Here is a 15906-nt window from a genome sequence, read left to right as displayed (position 1 = left end):
CGGTCAGGCCAGCGTGGCTTCGATCGTGATCGGGATGCCGACCAGCGCGCGCGAGACCGGGCAGGTGCGCTTCGCCTCATCGGCGAGACGCTGGAAGTCGCCCTCCGTGAGCCCCGGCACGGTGGCCTCGACGAGGAGGTGGCTCCCGGTGATGCCCTGCGACGGGTCGAACGTGACGGCAGCAGTGGTCCGGATGCTCTCAGGCGGGGTGCCGAAGGTCGCGAGCACGTTCGAGAACGCCATCGAGAAACACGCGGAGTGAGCGGCTCCCAGCAACTCCTCCGGCGTGGAGGTCTCGGCTCCGCCTTCCGAGCGGGCCTTCCAGTTCACCGCGAGGGTCGCGGCGCCGGACGAGTCGAGGGAGACCGTGCCGGAACCCGACTTCAGGTCGCCGGTCCAAACCGTGGTGGATTCGCTGGTTACTGCCATGAGACCTCTTTCTCCTTCTCCCCGCGCACGAGTTTCCCGTGAGATCGGGGGAGCGGGGTTCGACCAGACTACTGGCGGCCTCCGACAGGCCGAGGTGCGCTCGGTGGATTCCCGGTTTGGCGCAGTCAGGCCGCGGTCGCGGGCCTCCGGATGAGCCCGGCCCGCACCAGCAGGAGGTACAGCTGGCAGCCCAGGCAGTAACCGAAGACCGCGTTCAGGAACGCCGCCACGAAGGCGAGGGCGGCCGCGATCGGCAGAGCGATCGTCACCCCGGACGCGAAGAGCACGAGCCCGAGGCCGGTGACGAACAGCCCGACGCCCTGGGCGAACGTCGGCGGGGCCGGGTCCTCCAGTTCGGCGGGCGGGGCCAGCCTCGGGCGGACGGCGACGCGGTAGAGCGCGCCGTAGGGGTGGCGCCGCACGCCGGCGAAGGCGCCCCACGCGAAGAGGAGTGCGATGACCAGCAGCAGCACTGCCGCGGCCGCCGTCGCACCCGTGAGGGCGAGGAAGAGGTCCGCCAGCAGGAGCACCGCGGTGATGCCGGCGCCGAAGCGGGGGGAGCGGGGGTCGACGCCGACCCGGTCGCCGCGACCGTGGGGTTGCGGTTCCGTGCGCGGTGTCGTGCCGGGGTCGGGATTCGCTGACATGGTCACTCCGTGAGGATGAGGTCGAGGGCGTCGCGGACGGCGGCCGGGCGCGCGGCGCCGGAGATCCGGCCGCGGACGCGCCCTGCGCCGTCCACGAGCAGGGTCGTCGGTGTCTGCAGCACGTCGAATCGGCGTGCGAGCTCCGGGCGCGCGGTGAGGTCGATGTCCAGGTGGTCGACGCCGGCCTGCTCTGCGGCGACGCCGGCCAGCACGCGCCCGGTCGCCGGGCACTGAGCGCAGAACGCGGTGGAGAACTGCACGAGCGTCGCGCGCGGGCCCAGTCGTGCGGCGCCGAGGTCGCCGGCCGCGAGGCGCACGGCGCCGTCGACGGCGCGGAGCCGGCCGTTCCGCGTCTTCCACACCAGCCCGAGCACGGTCGCCACCGCGACGAGCGCGAAGACGGTGAGGAGGGCGGCCGGAGCAGTCATGGTGATCGCGACGATACGCGCGCGGCCGGGCGGGGCGCAGCGAATGTGTCCGAAGATGACGACGCCGCGGCAGGCGCCGGGGGAGGCGGCGGCCCCGTCCGACCCGATAGCCTTGGTGCCATGGCAGCTCCCGCGAACCCCTTCGGCCAGGTGCTCGTCGCCCTGGTCACGCCGTTCACCGCCGATGGCGAGGTCGACTGGGCCGGCGTGGAGAAGCACATCGACGACGTCATCGTGGCGGGCGCCGACGGCATCGTGGTCACCGGCACGACGGGGGAGACCTCCACCCTGACCGACCCCGAGAAGCTGCGCCTGGTCGAGGTCGGCAAAGAGGTCGCGGGCGGTCGCGCCAAGATCATCACCGGCGGCGGCTCCAACGAGACCGCCCACGCCATCCAGCTCTACAAGCAGAGCGAGAAGGCCGGTGCCGACGGCGTGATGATCGTCACCCCGTACTACAACAAGCCGACCCAGGCGGGCGTGCTGACGCACTTCCGGATGATCGCCGACTCCACCGACCTGCCGGTGATCCTTTACGACATCCCCGGCCGCACCGGTATCCCCATCAAGTACGAGACCATCCTGCGCATCGCAAAGCACCCCAACGTGCGGGCGATCAAAGACGCCAAGGGCGACTTCAGCGAAGTCAGCCGGGTGCTCAACCAGACCGATCTGATGTACTTCTCGGGCGACGACGCCAATGTGCTCCCGCACCTCGCGATCGGCGCCACGGGCCTGATCGGCGTCACCGCCAACATCGCCGCGACGCCGTACCGCCAGATCGTCGACGCGGTCAACGCCGGCGACCTCGCGACCGCGACCGCCGCCCATCGGAAGCTCGAACCGCTCGTGCGCGCCGTGATGACCCACGTGCCCGGCACGGTCGCGGCCAAGTACATCCTCCACGGTCTCGGCCGCATCTCGAGCCCGCGGGTGCGGTTGCCGCTCGTCGGCCCCGAGGAGTGGGAGGCCGCTCAGATCGAAGACGAGCTCGACCTCGTCCGCGACATCCCCGGTGTCGACTTCTCCAACTTCCGGCCCGATCGCAACGCCGCCGCCGGCGGCGCCCTGCCGAAGATCGCCGGGACCACACGCTAGGGCCGCGTCGAGCGGTCGGTACCACCCCGGGCACGCGCCCGGACGCACGTCAGAAAAACTGAATTGGAGGGCACATGCCCAACCTCGTCTCCGAACCGCCCGCACTCGAACCGGGAACTTTGCGTATCATCCCCACCGGCGGCCTCGGCGAGATCGGCCGCAACATGACCGTCTTCGAGTACGAAGGCAAACTCCTGATCGTCGACTGCGGGGTGCTCTTCCCCGAGCAGGACCAGCCGGGCGTCGACCTGATCCTCCCCGACTTCGCCCCGGTCCGCGACCGGCTCGACGACGTTCTCGGCGTCGTGCTGACGCACGGCCACGAGGACCACATCGGCGCGGTGCCGTACCTGCTCAAGCTCCGTCAGGACATCCCGCTGATCGGGTCCGGCCTGACTCTGGCGCTGGTGGAGGCCAAGCTCAAGGAGCACCGCATCCAGCCGTACACGCTCACAGTCAAAGAGGGGCGCACCGAGCAGCTGGGCCCGTTCGACCTCGAGTTCGTCGCAGTCAACCACTCCATCCCCGACGCGCTCGCCGTCGCCATCACGACGCCGGCCGGCACCGTGCTGCACACGGGCGACTTCAAGATGGACCAGCTGCCGCTCGACGACCGCATCACCGACCTGCGTGCTTTCGCGCGGCTGGGTGAGAAGGGCGTCGACCTGTTCATGGCCGACTCCACCAACGCCGACGTCCCGGGGTTCACTCCTCTCGAGCGGTCGATCGGCCCGGTGCTCGACACCGTGATCGCCCGGGCGCCGCGCCGGGTGATCGTGGCCAGCTTCTCGAGCCACGTCCACCGCGTCCAGCAGGTCCTCGACGCAGCCGCGGCGAACGGCCGCCGCGTCGCGCTGCTCGGCCGTTCGATGGTGCGCAACATGACCATCGCCGCCGAGCTCGGCTACCTCAAGGTGCCCGAGGGCGTGCTCATCGACTACAAGAAGGCCGCCGACCTTCCCGACGACGAGATCGTCTACATGTCGACGGGCTCGCAGGGCGAGCCGATGGCCGTGCTGGCCCGCATGGCGAACCTCGACCACCAGATCGAGGTGGGCCACGGCGACACCGTCATCCTCGCCTCCAGTCTCATCCCGGGCAACGAGAACGCCGTGTACCGCGTGATCGACGGCCTCACCAAGCTCGGCGCCAACGTCGTCCACAAGGGCAACGCCAAGGTGCACGTCTCCGGTCACGCCGCGGCGGGCGAGCTGCTCTACTGCTACAACATCCTGAAGCCGCGCAACGTGATGCCGGTGCACGGCGAGTACCGCCACCTGGTGGCCAACGCGCGACTCGCGATGGACACCGGCGTGCCCGAGGAGAACACGATCATCGCCGAGGACGGCTCGGTCGTCGACCTGCGTGACGGCGTCGCCCGCATCGTCGGTCAGCTCGACCTGGGCTTCGTCTACGTCGACGGCTCGAGCGTGGGCGAGATCACGGACGCCGACCTCAAAGACCGCAGGATCCTGGGTGAGGAGGGCTTCATCTCGATCATCGTCGTCGTGGAGGCCGCCAGCGGCACGATCGTCACCGGTCCGGAGATCCATGCGCGCGGCTTCGCGGAGGACGACGCGATCTTCGACGACGTCAAGCCCAAGATCGCCGCGGCCCTGGCCGACGCCGCTCACAACGGCGTGCGCGACTCCCACTCGCTCTCGCAGGTCGTCCGCCGCACCGTCGGCCGCTGGGTGAACACCAGCTACCGCCGGCGCCCGATGATCGTCCCGCTCGTCATCGAGGCGTGATCGCGCCCGGAACGGGCGAAGCCGTTACCCGCCGGAAACACGCCGGCGGGTAGCGTGCATCCATGACCGCGTTCCACATCCGTCCGGCGAACGGCGAAGATGCGCGCATCCTCTCCGACATGCTGGTGGAGGCCGCGAACTGGAACGCATCGCGTGCCCGGCCTCGTGTCGCGGTACTGGAAGATCCCACGGTGCTGCGGTACATCGCAGGGTGGAAGCGCCCGGGCGACTTCGGCTGCGTGGCGGTCGACTCCCACGGCTCCGCCGTCGGTGCATGCTGGGCGCGCCTGTTCCCGCCGAACGCGCCGGGCAGCGGATTCGTCGCCGCGGGCGTCCCCGAAATCACGCTCGGCGTGAACCCGCAGTGGCGCGCACAGGGGGTCGGCCGCGCCCTGCTCCAGGAGATCGCCCGGACGGCCGCGGCCTCCGGCGCCGCCCGCCTGAGTCTGAGCGTGGACCGCCGCAACTTCGCCCAGCGCCTCTATGTCAGCGAAGGGTACGTGACGGTGGAGTCGCGGCTCATCGCGGACACGATGGTGCGCGCGGTCCGCTGAGGGGGCGGGCTCATCCGCCGGCCGGCGCATCCGGGGAGGCGACTCCTCCACAGGCGCGGTCAGAGCGCGATTTTCTCCGTTCCAGGCGCGTGAAACGCCCACCGACGGACGTGCGAAGTACCGTTGAGCCTATGGCTACGAGCACCAAGTCGACTCCGCGTTCCCGGAACTCCGGGCGCGACGGCTCGAGCGCGCGCAAGCCGGCTGCCAAGACCGCCACCCAGAAGACGGTCGCCTACCCGGCCGCCGCAGACGCGCCGAGCCCTCTTGTGCGCGCCTGGATGGGGCTGGCGCACCTCACGGGCGGACTGTTCCGGGCGCTCGGGCCCGAGAAGCTCGCCAAAGAAGAACGTCGTGACGGCTTCCCCTTCTTCCTCGTGCTGCTGGCGATCGCCGGGGCCGTGGTGGAGTGGTTCCTGATCAACGACAAGATCGCCCGAATGCTGGACGCCTACACCTTCGGCATGCTGTTCGGTCGCGTCGCTTTCGCGCTTCCGGTGGTCATGGTGATCTTCGCCGCGTGGCTGTTCCGGCATCCGTCGTCGGTGCACGACAACACGCGCATCGGCATCGGCCTGGGACTCCTGCTGCTGATGGTCTCCGGGCTCTGCCACCTGTTCAGCCAGCACCCGTCGCCGAGCGACGGCATGGCGTCGCTCGCACAGGCCGGAGGCGTGCTCGGCTGGCTCATCGCCGCCCCGCTGTCCTGGCTGATCACGCCGGTCGGTGCGGGCGCGGTGGTCATCCTGCTGCTCGTCCTCAGCCTCTTCATCATCACCAAGACACCGCCGAACAAGCTGCCCGCGCGCGTCCGCGAACTGTACGCCTACCTGTTCGGCGCTCAGCTGGCCACCGACGAGGAGCGCCAGGAGGCCAAGGAGGCCGCCAAGGAGGCGAAGACCAAGCAGGTCGAGCTCGACGGGATCGACGACGAGGACGACGCGCACGAGACCAATCTGCCGTGGTGGCGACGTAACAAGTCGCAGCGCGAGGAGGACCCCGACTACGAGGCGCCGGCCGACCTCACCGAGGTCTTCGGCGCTCCGGCGCGCGGCAAGGGCGAGTTCGCGACCGCGCTCGAGCCCGACCCGGCGAGCGACCACTACAACACCGAGGTCCTCGGGGAACTCGCGAACGCCGAGACCGCTCTGCAGGCCTTCACCGGCGAGGCCCCTCCGACCGCTGCGGCCGCGCCGACGGCTCCCGCCGTTCTGCCCGGCTTCCACGCCGGGGCCGACGACTTCGACGAATCGGTGGCGGTCGACGACACCCCGCAGCCGACCGCGCCGTACAACCTGCCGTCGGCGTCGATGCTCTCCGCGGGTACGCCCGCCAAGGTGCGTTCCAACGCGAACGAGGAGATCGTCGCCGCGATCACGGAGGTGCTCACCCAGTTCGGCGTCGATGCCAAGGTCACCGGGTACTCCCGCGGCCCGACGGTGACGCAGTACGAGATCGAGCTCGGCCCGGGCGTCAAGGTGGAGCGCGTCACCGCGCTCAGCAAGAACCTCTCTTATGCGGTCGCGAGCAACGAAGTCCGCATCCTCTCACCCATCCCGGGAAAGAGCGCTATCGGTGTCGAGATCCCCAACAGCGACCGCGAGATCGTCTCCCTCGGCGACATCCTCCGGTCGCCCGCAGCGGCCAAGAGCACCCACCCCATGACGATCGGGGTGGGCAAGGACGTCGGCGGCGGCTTCGTCGTCGCCAACCTGGCCAAGATGCCCCACCTCCTGGTCGCCGGAGCCACCGGATCGGGCAAGTCGAGTTTCGTCAACTCGATGATCACCAGCCTGCTGATGCGTGCCAAGCCGTCCGACGTCCGCATGGTCCTGATCGACCCGAAGCGGGTGGAGCTCACGATCTACGGCGGCGTACCCCACCTCATCACGCCCATCATCACGAACCCGAAGAAGGCCGCGGAGGCCCTCCAGTGGGTCGTCAAAGAGATGGACATGCGCTACGACGACCTGGCGAGCTTCGGCTTCCGCCACATCGACGATTTCAACAAGGCCGTCGTCAACAACGAGATCGTGCTCCCCGAGGGCAGCGAGCGCAAGCTCAAGCCGTACCCGTACCTGCTTGTCGTCGTCGACGAGCTGGCCGACCTCATGATGGTCGCTCCGCGTGACGTGGAGGACTCGATCGTGCGCATCACCCAGCTGGCCCGCGCGTCCGGCATCCATCTGGTTCTCGCCACACAGCGGCCGTCCGTCGATGTGGTCACCGGTTTGATCAAGGCGAACGTGCCCTCGCGGCTCGCGTTCGCCGTCACCAGCGTCACCGACTCCCGGGTCATCCTCGACCAGCCCGGTGCCGACAAGCTGATCGGTCAGGGCGACGGGCTCTTCATGCCGATGGGAGCCTCGAAGGCGCTGCGCGTGCAGGGAGCCTGGGTCAACGAGGACGAGATCCAGAAGGTCGTCGATCACGTGACGCGGCAGGCGCGGCCGGAGTACCGGCAGGATGTCACCGCCGGCGCCGAGAAGAAGCAGATCGACTCCGACATCGGCGACGACCTCGAGCTGCTGCTCGCGGCGGCCGAGCTCGTCGTCTCGTCGCAGTTCGGCTCGACCTCGATGCTCCAGCGCAAGCTGCGCGTCGGCTTCGCCAAGGCCGGTCGGCTCATGGACCTCCTGGAGTCCCGCGAGATCGTCGGCCCGTCGGAGGGCTCCAAGGCGCGCGACGTTCTCGTCACGGCCGAGCAGCTGCCGCAGGTCCTCGCGCGACTTCGCGGGGAGGAGCCGCCCGCCCGACCGGCCGCCCCCGCGCCCACTGCCGCGGCGGCCGTCCCGGCCGACGACAGCGACCGCTACGGGGCCGACCCTGTCGCCGAGATGACCGAGGGCTATCCTGAGGTGGACGGCGACTCGGACGAGGACGCCTGGCAGCTGACCGGCAGGGAGTGACCGCGATGTCGGTACCCGACGCGCCCCCGCCTGCCGCGGCGGGCGGCAGCGCGAACCGCGCGAGCAACTGGAACGTGCCCAACCTCATCACGGTGGTGCGGATCCTCCTGGCGCCGATCTTCATCTGGATGCTGCTCGCCGACGGCGGCGCCGACGGTCCGCTGCGGTGGACGGCCGCCGTGCTGTTCGTCATCGCGATCGCGACGGACGGCGTCGACGGCGCGATCGCCCGCCGCAACAACCTGGTCACCGACCTCGGCAAGCTGCTCGACCCGATCGCCGACAAAGTCTTGACCGGCGGGGCACTGGTCTCGCTGTCGATCCTGGGCGAGCTGCCGTGGTGGGTCACCATCGTGATCCTGGTGCGCGAGATCGGGATCACCGTCTACCGATTCGTGGTCATCCGGCAGGGCGTGATCGCAGCGTCGCGCGGAGGCAAGATCAAGACGATCGTCCAGTCCGTGGCCATCTCGTTCGCGCTGTTCCCGCTGTGGACCATCTTCGGCGACTGGATCTTCTGGGTGAACGGCATCCTGATGACCGCCGCCGTCGTGCTGACGGTCGTGACCGGATTCGACTACCTCTGGCAGGCGTATCGCGGCAGGAGGGCCACGCGTGCCGGGTCCTGACGACGTCGCCGCCGCCGACCTGACGTTCCGCACCGTGCGCGCGCTGGCCGACCGCGGCCTCACGCTCGCCACGGCGGAGTCGCTCACCGGCGGGGGGCTCACCGCGGAGCTCACCCGCGTTCCCGGAGCGTCCGCCGTCGTGCTGGGTGGAGCGGTGGTCTACGCGACCGAGCTCAAGCACTCCCTGCTCGGCGTGGATTCCGCGCTCCTCGAGCGGGAGGGTCCGGTGCATCCCGAGGTCGCCCGCCAGTTGGCCGCCGGTGCGAGGGCGCGTCTCGCCGTCGGGGGTCGAGCAGCGGACCTCGGCGTCTCGACGACGGGGGTGGCCGGGCCCGACCCCCAGGGAGGCCGCGCCGTGGGCACGGTCTTCATCGGCATCGCTTCGGCGTCCGGTGTGCACGCCGTCGAGCTGCACCTCGGCGGCGACCGGCAGTCGATCCGCGCCCAGACCGTCGCCAGGGCGGTGCTCGAACTCGCCGTCGAGCTGGGCCTCGGCGGCCTCTGACCGCGCCTCCGAACGAGTGGCTCCGCCCCTGATCGGCCCGGGGAATAGGCCGTGTTGCAGTCTCGTTACAGGTGACTGCATTAACAACAAAAGCCCAGTCGTCGCGGATATCGTGACTCACATGGATGCGGTACAGTTGGCATCCATTCGATTCGTCGGCAGGGTAGAAGAAGGAGGCTCCGAAATGATTCTTGTACGTCAGGAAATCGGCGACGTGCTCAGGGACTTCCGCCTGCAGAAGGGCCGCACACTACGCCAGGTCGCGAGCAAGGCGAGTGTCGCCCTCGGTTATCTGAGCGAGGTCGAGCGAGGCCAGAAGGAGGCCTCGAGCGAGATCCTCGCGTCGGTGGCCGACGCGCTGGAGACCCCGGTCTCGGTGATCATGCGCGAGGTCGGCGACCGCATCGCGGTTCTCGAGGGCCTCGAGCCCGTCATCCCCGACACCATCCCGGACGACTTCGTTTCCGCGCTCGACGCCAACCTCGTCGCCCGCTGAACGACCAACGACAAACACCGAGGGGCGCCCCGCACGATGCGGGGCGTCGTTCGTTTAAGGTGAATCCATGAAGCTCAGCGAGTTCCAGCGCGCCGTCGTCGACGAGTTCGGCTCCGGCTATGGACAGGCGCTGCTCTCCGACCTCGTCCTCGGTGAACTGGGCGGCCGCACCGCGCAGCAGGCCCTCAGCTCCGGCATTGCCCCGCGCGAGGTGTGGATCGCCCTGTGCCGGGAGACCGGGGTCCCGCAGTCGCACTGGTACGGCGCGGGAAAGCCGGCGCCGAAGCGATGACACGCCGATTGGAATCGCTCGAAGATATGTTCGGATCTGCGTAGACTCCTTCACAGCGGCAATCGAAAACGAGTTGTCCACGAATCAGACGGCCGGCACCCGGAGTGTCGGCGGTCGACCATACAGTCGAACTCGTCAGCGAAGCCCAGAAGGAGAACCGCAATGCCATCACCCGCAGACCGCGAGAAGGCCCTCGAGACCGCACTCGCCCAGATCGACCGTCAGTTCGGCAAGGGCTCGGTCATGCGACTGGGCAGCGACGAGCGTGCCCCCGTCGAGGTCGTCCCCACCGGGTCGATCGCACTCGATGTCGCTCTGGGCATCGGCGGCCTCCCGCGTGGCCGCATCGTCGAGATCTATGGTCCGGAGTCGTCCGGCAAGACGACGCTGACCCTCCACGCCATCGCGAACGCCCAGCGGGCCGGCGGCATCGCGGCGTTCATCGACGCCGAGCACGCGCTCGACCCGGAGTACGCCCGCAAGCTCGGCGTCGACATCGACGCCCTCCTCGTGTCGCAGCCCGATACCGGTGAGCAGGCGCTCGAGATCGCCGACATGCTGGTCCGCTCCGGCTCGATCGACCTGATCGTGATCGACTCCGTCGCCGCGCTCGTGCCGCGCGCCGAGATCGAGGGCGAGATGGGTGACGCGCACGTCGGCCTCCAGGCCCGCCTCATGTCGCAGGCCCTCCGCAAGCTGACCGGTGCGCTGAGCTCCACCAACACCACGATGATCTTCATCAACCAGCTGCGTGAGAAGGTCGGCGTCTTCTTCGGCAGCCCCGAGACCACCGCCGGTGGAAAGGCGCTCAAGTTCTATGCGTCCGTCCGCCTCGACATCCGACGCATCGAGACCCTGAAAGACGGCACCGACGCGGTCGGAAACCGTACGCGCGTCAAGGTCGTCAAGAACAAGATGGCCCCGCCCTTCAAGCAGGCGGAGTTCGACATCCTCTACGGCGTCGGCATCTCTCGCGAGGGCAGCCTGCTCGACTTCGGTGTGGAGCACGGCCTCGTGAAGAAGTCGGGTGCCTGGTACACCTATGAGGGCGACCAGCTCGGCCAGGGCAAAGAGAACTCCCGCAACTTCCTCATCGCGAACCCGGACATCGCGGCGGAGATCGAGAACAAGATCCTGATCAAGCTGGGTGTCATCGCCGATCCGAATGCCGCGGCCACGCCCGCTGCAACGGTCGACTCGCTGGAGGAGAAGCTACAGGCCCGCAAGGGTGCGTGAGCCGTCATCGCTGCTGAACGTCCGACACTGTCGAGGAGGCCGACGTCATGGTCGTGAGGTTTCCCTCCGAACCGCACTCGGGTGCTGACGCGGGGAACGGCGAACAGGTCACCGATGCGGCCAGGGCGAGCGAGCATCTTGCTCCGGTGACACCTCTGCGCCGTGGAGGAGCGTCACCGGAGCGACGCCCGGGAAGGCTCGCCGCCGCCGCCCGGCCCGTAGCAGAACTGCCGGACGCGGGGCAGCGTGCCTCGTCGTCTCGTGCTCACCCGTCTCGTGGCCGCTCGACTGATGCCCGGCCTGTTCATGGCGAGGGCTCCGACGAGCCGTCCGCGTCTTCGGCCGTCGAGCAGACGGAACGGTGGAACAACACCTGGGCGAACGATCCGGACCGAGCGTCCGAGCTCGCGTCACAGCGCGTGGCAGAGGTCGAAGATGAGGAGACCGAGCGGCTCACCCGCAAGACGACGGCGCTCACCATTCGGCAGCTCGCGCGTCGGGGCATGTCGCGGTGGGAGCTCGAGCAGCTGCTCACCAAGCGCGAGATCGCGCCGGAGGTGTTCGCACCCGAGCTCGACCGGCTCGAAGCGATGGGCGTGATCGACGACGCGTCGCTTGCGGCGACCCTGGCGTTCACGCAGCACAGCCGCAAGGGCCTCGGGCGTTCCGCGATCGAACTCGATCTCAAGCGACGGCACATCGCGCCGGAGCTGATCGAGGATGCGCTCGCCGACATCGCCGACGAAGACGAGCTCCACCGTGCGACGGAGCTGGCCGTCAAGCGGATCGGTCAGCTGGCCTCCTACGACGATGAGACGGCGCGCAGGCGGTTGCACGGCTTCCTGGCCCGCAAGGGATACGACTCGTCGGTCGTGCGCCAGGCGATGGACGCGGCGTTCGCAGCGCGAGGGCGGCGCGGCGGCGTCCGGTTCCAGTGATCGCCGGTCGAGGTCGGTCGATTCCCGATCCCTATCGAACGTAGAATCGTACGCATCATGAGCACCGTCGAGCACCCCCGAACCTTCTCGCCGTCCCCGGCCGCCGTGTCGGAGAGCGGCCGCGCCCGTACGTACGAGGTGCGCACCTTCGGCTGCCAGATGAACGTGCACGACTCCGAGCGTCTCAGCGGCTCGCTGGAAGCGGCGGGCTACGTCCCTGCCGCTGGTGAGGAAGCCGACGTCGTCGTCATCAACACCTGCGCCGTGCGCGAGAACGCCGACAACAAGCTCTACGGCAACCTCGGGCACCTCGCCGGCATCAAGCGCAGGCACGCGGGCATGCAGATCGCGGTCGGCGGCTGCCTGGCCCAGAAGGACAAGAACGTCATCCTCGAGAAGGCGCCGTGGGTCGACGTCGTGTTCGGGACGCACAACATGGGTTCGCTCCCCGGCCTGCTCGAGCGCGCGCGTCACAACGACGCCGCCGAGATCGAGATCCTCGAAGCGCTCGAGACGTTCCCCTCGACGCTGCCGACCAAGCGTGACTCGTCCTACTCCGGCTGGGTCTCCATCTCCGTCGGCTGCAACAACACCTGCACGTTCTGCATCGTGCCGTCGCTGCGCGGCAAAGAGAAGGACCGTCGCCCGGGCGACATCCTCGCCGAGATCGGCGCGCTGGTCGACGACGGCGCCATCGAGGTCACGCTGCTCGGTCAGAACGTCAACTCCTACGGTGTGGAGTTCGGCGACCGTCAGGCGTTCAGCAAGCTGCTGCGGGCGGCTGGCGGTATCGAGGGGCTGGAGCGCATCCGGTTCACGAGCCCGCATCCGGCCGCCTTCACCGACGACGTCATCGACGCGATGGCCGAGACGCCGAACGTGATGCCGCAGCTGCACATGCCCCTGCAGTCCGGTTCCGACCGCATCCTCCGGTCGATGCGGCGCTCGTACCGCTCCGAGAAGTTCCTCGGCATCCTCGACCGCGTGCGCGCAAAGCTGCCCGACGCCGCCATCAGCACGGACATCATCGTGGGATTCCCCGGCGAGACCGAAGAAGACTTCCAGGAGACCATGCGCGTCGTGGAGCAGGCGCGCTTCGCCTCGGCCTTCACGTTCCAGTACTCCATCCGCCCAGGGACGCCCGCGGCCGAGATGGCCGACCAGGTGCCCAAGGAGGTCGTCCAGGACCGGTACGACCGCCTGATCGCTCTGCAGGAGCGCATCTCGCTCGAAGAGAACGAACGTCTCGTCGGACGCGAGGTCGAACTCCTCGTCGCCAACGGTGAAGGCCGCAAAGACGCCGACACGCACCGCCTCAGCGGGCGCGCCCGTGACAGTCGCCTCGTCCACTTCGAGCTCCCGGCCGGCTCCGAGACGCCCCGCCCCGGCGACGTCGTCACCGTGCGGGTCACCCAGGCCGCCCCGCACCACCTGATCGCCGACAGCGCCGACGGCGCCCCGCTGACGATCCGCCGCACGCGCGCGGGGGATGCCTGGGACCGCGCGGAGGCCGAGTCGTGCGCGGTTCCCGCCCACGGCACGGCGGCCGGTTCGGGCGCCGGCCCGGTCTCCCTCGGCCTCCCGACACTGCGCGTGCGCGAGCCGCTCACGTCGCCCGGCGTGGGCACGATGCCGATCTACGACCCGTCGGACGGCCAGCGCTGAGCGCGGGCGGGCCGGAGACCGAACCGCGCCGGGAATCCGGAAGCGCCCCCGCGGGCGTCGTCGCCATCGTCGGCGCCACCGGGACGGGCAAGACCGAACTCTCCCTGTCCCTCGCCGAAGCAGTGCGGGAGCGCGGGCGCGCGGCCGAAGTGGTCAACGCGGACGCCATGCAGCTCTACCGGGGCATGGACATCGGCACGGCCAAGCTGCCGGCCTCCGAATGGCGCGGCGTGCCTCACCATCTCTTCGACGTGCTCGAAGTGACGGACGAAGCCACCGTCGCCCGGTACCAGCCCGAGGCGCGACGTGTCATCGACGAGATCGTCGCCCGCGGCGCCACGCCGATCCTGGTGGGCGGGTCCGGGCTCTACGTGTCGAGCGTGCTGTTCGACTTCCGGTTCCCGGCCACCGACCCGGAGCTGCGCGCGCGCCTCGAGGCCGAGCTCCTCGCAGAGGGGCCCGGGATGCTGTTCCGGCGCCTGGCCGAGCTCGATCCGGACGCGGCGCAGCGCATCGGATCGGCCAACGGGCGGCGCATCGTCCGCGCGCTCGAAGTCGCAGAGCTCACCGGAATGCCGGTGAGCGGGTCGCTGCCGGAGGCGCCGCAGTTCTGGCGACCGACGGTGCTGCTCGGTCTCGCCGCGCCGCGCGAGGAGCTCGTGCGGCGGCTGGACGAACGCGTCGAACGCATGTGGCGCGACGGCCTGCCCGACGAGGTCCGGGGTCTGATCCCGCTCGGGCTCGAACGCGGGGTGACCGCGCGGCGAGCGATCGGGTACGCGCAGGCCCTCGCCGAGGTGAACGGCGAGATGAACCGGTCGGAGGCCATCGCGGCGACCCAGCAGCTGACGCGCCGGTACGCCCGGCGCCAGGTCAGCTGGTTCAAGCGCTACGCCGACCTCCACTGGCTCGACTACGACGACCCGCAACTCACCCGCTCGGCACTCGATAGGCTGTGAGGATGGCGACGCTCCGTTTCACCAAGGGTCAGGGGACCGGCAACGACTTCGTGCTCTACTCCGACCCGGACGGGCGGCTACCGCTTTCCGCGTCGCAGATCGCGGCCATCTGCGACCGCCACTTCGGCGTCGGCGCCGACGGCGTGATCCGCGCGGTGCGCTCGACGCACCTCCCCGAGGGCGCGGAGGCCCTCGCCGAGGACGACGCGGCCGAGTGGTTCATGGATTACTACAACGCAGACGGCTCCCTCGCCGAGATGTGCGGCAACGGGATCCGCGTCTACGTGCGCTATCTGCTCGAGTCCGGCCTGGCGGAGCTCGCCGACGGCGACACCCTCCCGATCGGCACCCGCTCCGGCGTCCGCGACGTGCAACGCAACCTCACCGGATTCCAGGTGGACCTCGGACGCTGGGCGCTCGACGGCAGCGAGCCCCTCGTGCGCGCGAAGGAGCTTCCCGTCGCCCGGCCCGGGCTCGGCCTCGACCTCGGCAACCCGCACGTCGTCGTCGCGGTCGCCGATGAGTCGGAGCTGGAGGCGGCCGACCTCTCCTACATCCCGCACATCGAACCGCAGCCCGAGAACGGGGCGAACGTCGAGTTCGTCGTGCCGCGCGAGCCGCTCGTGAGCGACGGCATCGGACGCATCCGGATGCGTGTGCACGAGCGCGGGAGCGGCGAGACGCTGTCGTGCGGCACGGGCGCGGCAGCAGCCGCGCTGGCAGTGCGCTACTGGGCAGGGGAGGGTGCTCCCGACCAGTGGCGCGTGGAGGTGCCGGGCGGCACCGTCGGCGTCCGCATGTTCGCGACGGAGGACGGCGAGCACGTCGCCCTCTCCGGTCCGGCCGAGCTCGTCTACACCGGCACCATCGAGCTCGCCTGAGCGCTGCGCCGGTCGGAGCCCGCTGCGCCGGTGAACGACTCCTGCGCCGATGGACGACTGCCGCGCGGTTGGCCGCCTACTGCCCCGGCCGGCGGCTCCGGAGCACCCGGTAGCCCTTCGAGATCGCCTGGCGCGTGGTGGTCAGCTCGGGCATCGTCGCCTGGATCCAGCGCTGCAGGGAGTCGCTGCCGAGGTTGCGCTGCACGACGAGCCAGGCATCCGAGCCCGGCTCCAGCCGCGGCAGCCAGCGCTGCAGGATGTCGTGGAGCTCGTTCTTGCCCACGCGGATGGGCGGATTGGACCAGATCGTGGTGAATTCCACGGACTCGGGAACATCATCCGGGGTCACAGGGTTTATATTCGTGAGACCGAGCTTCTGCGCGTTCCTGCGCACCACGTCGAGCGCTCGGGTATTGACGTCGACCGCCCAGACGGTCGCATGAGGGGATTCGAGAGCAAGTGTGAGAGCCAGGGGCCCCCAGCCGCAGC

Annotated in this window: 17 protein-coding genes; 13 read left to right on the top strand and 4 right to left on the bottom strand. The window is 69.6% G+C overall.

Going from position 1 to position 15906, the window contains the following annotated elements:
* Window positions 1-3: 3 nt before the first annotated feature.
* The 3 genes from Q0Q23_RS13670 to Q0Q23_RS13660 form a co-directional block, all read right to left on the bottom strand.
* The gene (locus Q0Q23_RS13670) at window positions 4-429 is read right to left on the bottom strand and encodes an OsmC family peroxiredoxin (RefSeq protein WP_295124851.1); all 426 of its coding nucleotides are present in this window, start codon (window positions 427-429) and stop codon (window positions 4-6) included.
* 125 nt (window positions 430-554) lie between these two features.
* Entirely contained in the window at window positions 555-1076 is a 522-nt protein-coding gene (locus Q0Q23_RS13665) for a DUF4395 domain-containing protein (protein WP_295124848.1), read from the bottom strand.
* A gap of 2 nt (window positions 1077-1078) precedes the next feature.
* A complete protein-coding gene (locus tag Q0Q23_RS13660) occupies window positions 1079-1504 on the bottom strand; it encodes a thioredoxin family protein (RefSeq protein ID WP_295124845.1) in 426 nt (141 codons plus the stop codon).
* Window positions 1505-1624: 120 nt separating this feature from the next.
* Here Q0Q23_RS13660 and dapA point away from each other — a divergent pair, with 120 nt between their 5' ends.
* From dapA to dapF, 13 genes are all read left to right on the top strand, one after another.
* Window positions 1625-2602, top strand: coding sequence for a 4-hydroxy-tetrahydrodipicolinate synthase (gene dapA / locus Q0Q23_RS13655; RefSeq protein WP_295124842.1), 978 nt, complete (start codon window positions 1625-1627; stop codon window positions 2600-2602).
* Window positions 2603-2676: 74 nt separating this feature from the next.
* Window positions 2677-4353 carry a ribonuclease J gene (locus Q0Q23_RS13650; RefSeq protein WP_295124839.1) on the top strand — a complete coding sequence of 559 codons (1677 nt, stop codon included), beginning with the start codon at window positions 2677-2679 and terminating at the stop codon, window positions 4351-4353.
* A 62-nt stretch (window positions 4354-4415) separates the two neighbouring features.
* Entirely contained in the window at window positions 4416-4907 is a 492-nt protein-coding gene (locus Q0Q23_RS13645) for a GNAT family N-acetyltransferase (protein ID WP_295124836.1), read from the top strand.
* A gap of 131 nt (window positions 4908-5038) precedes the next feature.
* The gene (locus Q0Q23_RS13640) at window positions 5039-7816 is read left to right on the top strand and encodes a DNA translocase FtsK (protein WP_295124833.1); all 2778 of its coding nucleotides are present in this window, start codon (window positions 5039-5041) and stop codon (window positions 7814-7816) included.
* Between the two features lie 5 nt (window positions 7817-7821).
* On the top strand, window positions 7822-8445 hold the full coding sequence (pgsA, locus tag Q0Q23_RS13635; protein WP_295124830.1) for a CDP-diacylglycerol--glycerol-3-phosphate 3-phosphatidyltransferase: 624 nt from the start codon (window positions 7822-7824) through the stop codon (window positions 8443-8445).
* A 19-nt stretch (window positions 8446-8464) separates the two neighbouring features.
* The gene (locus Q0Q23_RS13630; RefSeq protein ID WP_295124927.1) at window positions 8465-8950 is read left to right on the top strand and encodes a CinA family protein; all 486 of its coding nucleotides are present in this window, start codon (window positions 8465-8467) and stop codon (window positions 8948-8950) included.
* A gap of 184 nt (window positions 8951-9134) precedes the next feature.
* Window positions 9135-9446 carry a helix-turn-helix domain-containing protein gene (locus Q0Q23_RS13625; RefSeq protein WP_055915450.1) on the top strand — a complete coding sequence of 104 codons (312 nt, stop codon included), beginning with the start codon at window positions 9135-9137 and terminating at the stop codon, window positions 9444-9446.
* Between the two features lie 67 nt (window positions 9447-9513).
* Window positions 9514-9738 carry a DUF3046 domain-containing protein gene (locus Q0Q23_RS13620; RefSeq protein WP_295124825.1) on the top strand — a complete coding sequence of 75 codons (225 nt, stop codon included), beginning with the start codon at window positions 9514-9516 and terminating at the stop codon, window positions 9736-9738.
* Window positions 9739-9900: 162 nt separating this feature from the next.
* Window positions 9901-10974, top strand: a complete 1074-nt coding sequence (gene recA / locus Q0Q23_RS13615) for a recombinase RecA (protein WP_295124822.1) — start codon at window positions 9901-9903, stop codon at window positions 10972-10974.
* A gap of 419 nt (window positions 10975-11393) precedes the next feature.
* Window positions 11394-11912: a regulatory protein RecX gene (locus Q0Q23_RS13610; RefSeq protein ID WP_295124819.1), complete on the top strand. Its 519-nt coding sequence runs from the start codon at window positions 11394-11396 to the stop codon at window positions 11910-11912.
* 57 nt (window positions 11913-11969) lie between these two features.
* Window positions 11970-13577, top strand: coding sequence for a tRNA (N6-isopentenyl adenosine(37)-C2)-methylthiotransferase MiaB (miaB, locus tag Q0Q23_RS13605; RefSeq protein ID WP_295124816.1), 1608 nt, complete (start codon window positions 11970-11972; stop codon window positions 13575-13577).
* A gap of 65 nt (window positions 13578-13642) precedes the next feature.
* The gene (miaA, locus tag Q0Q23_RS13600; RefSeq protein ID WP_295124925.1) at window positions 13643-14536 is read left to right on the top strand and encodes a tRNA (adenosine(37)-N6)-dimethylallyltransferase MiaA; all 894 of its coding nucleotides are present in this window, start codon (window positions 13643-13645) and stop codon (window positions 14534-14536) included.
* A gap of 2 nt (window positions 14537-14538) precedes the next feature.
* Entirely contained in the window at window positions 14539-15417 is an 879-nt protein-coding gene (gene dapF, locus Q0Q23_RS13595) for a diaminopimelate epimerase (protein WP_295124813.1), read from the top strand.
* Window positions 15418-15493: 76 nt separating this feature from the next.
* On the opposite strand, the gene Q0Q23_RS13590 is transcribed toward dapF, so the two are convergent.
* The coding region (locus Q0Q23_RS13590) for a class I SAM-dependent methyltransferase (protein ID WP_295124796.1) at window positions 15494-15906 on the bottom strand (413 nt) is incomplete at its 5' end.

This window comes from uncultured Leifsonia sp. (assembly GCF_945957465.1).
GTDB lineage: Bacteria > Actinomycetota > Actinomycetes > Actinomycetales > Microbacteriaceae > Leifsonia.
Note: the sequence above shows the minus strand (reverse complement) of the source record. Positions and strands in the feature narration are given on the sequence as shown.

Excerpts from the sequence above, each read along its gene's own strand:
- recA (WP_295124822.1), top strand. The coding sequence starts at position 9,901 with ATGCCATCACCCGCAGACCGCGAGAAGGCCCTCGAGACCGCACTCGCC.
- Q0Q23_RS13660 (WP_295124845.1), bottom strand. The coding sequence starts at position 1,504 with ATGACTGCTCCGGCCGCCCTCCTCACCGTCTTCGCGCTCGTCGCGGTG.
- miaB (WP_295124816.1), top strand. The coding sequence starts at position 11,970 with ATGAGCACCGTCGAGCACCCCCGAACCTTCTCGCCGTCCCCGGCCGCC.
- pgsA (WP_295124830.1), top strand. The coding sequence starts at position 7,822 with ATGTCGGTACCCGACGCGCCCCCGCCTGCCGCGGCGGGCGGCAGCGCG.
- Q0Q23_RS13645 (WP_295124836.1), top strand. The coding sequence starts at position 4,416 with ATGACCGCGTTCCACATCCGTCCGGCGAACGGCGAAGATGCGCGCATC.
- Q0Q23_RS13640 (WP_295124833.1), top strand. The coding sequence starts at position 5,039 with ATGGCTACGAGCACCAAGTCGACTCCGCGTTCCCGGAACTCCGGGCGC.
- dapA (WP_295124842.1), top strand. The coding sequence starts at position 1,625 with ATGGCAGCTCCCGCGAACCCCTTCGGCCAGGTGCTCGTCGCCCTGGTC.
- Q0Q23_RS13620 (WP_295124825.1), top strand. The coding sequence starts at position 9,514 with ATGAAGCTCAGCGAGTTCCAGCGCGCCGTCGTCGACGAGTTCGGCTCC.
- Q0Q23_RS13650 (WP_295124839.1), top strand. The coding sequence starts at position 2,677 with ATGCCCAACCTCGTCTCCGAACCGCCCGCACTCGAACCGGGAACTTTG.
- Q0Q23_RS13625 (WP_055915450.1), top strand. The coding sequence starts at position 9,135 with ATGATTCTTGTACGTCAGGAAATCGGCGACGTGCTCAGGGACTTCCGC.
- dapF (WP_295124813.1), top strand. The coding sequence starts at position 14,539 with ATGGCGACGCTCCGTTTCACCAAGGGTCAGGGGACCGGCAACGACTTC.
- Q0Q23_RS13670 (WP_295124851.1), bottom strand. The coding sequence starts at position 429 with ATGGCAGTAACCAGCGAATCCACCACGGTTTGGACCGGCGACCTGAAG.
- Q0Q23_RS13665 (WP_295124848.1), bottom strand. The coding sequence starts at position 1,076 with ATGTCAGCGAATCCCGACCCCGGCACGACACCGCGCACGGAACCGCAA.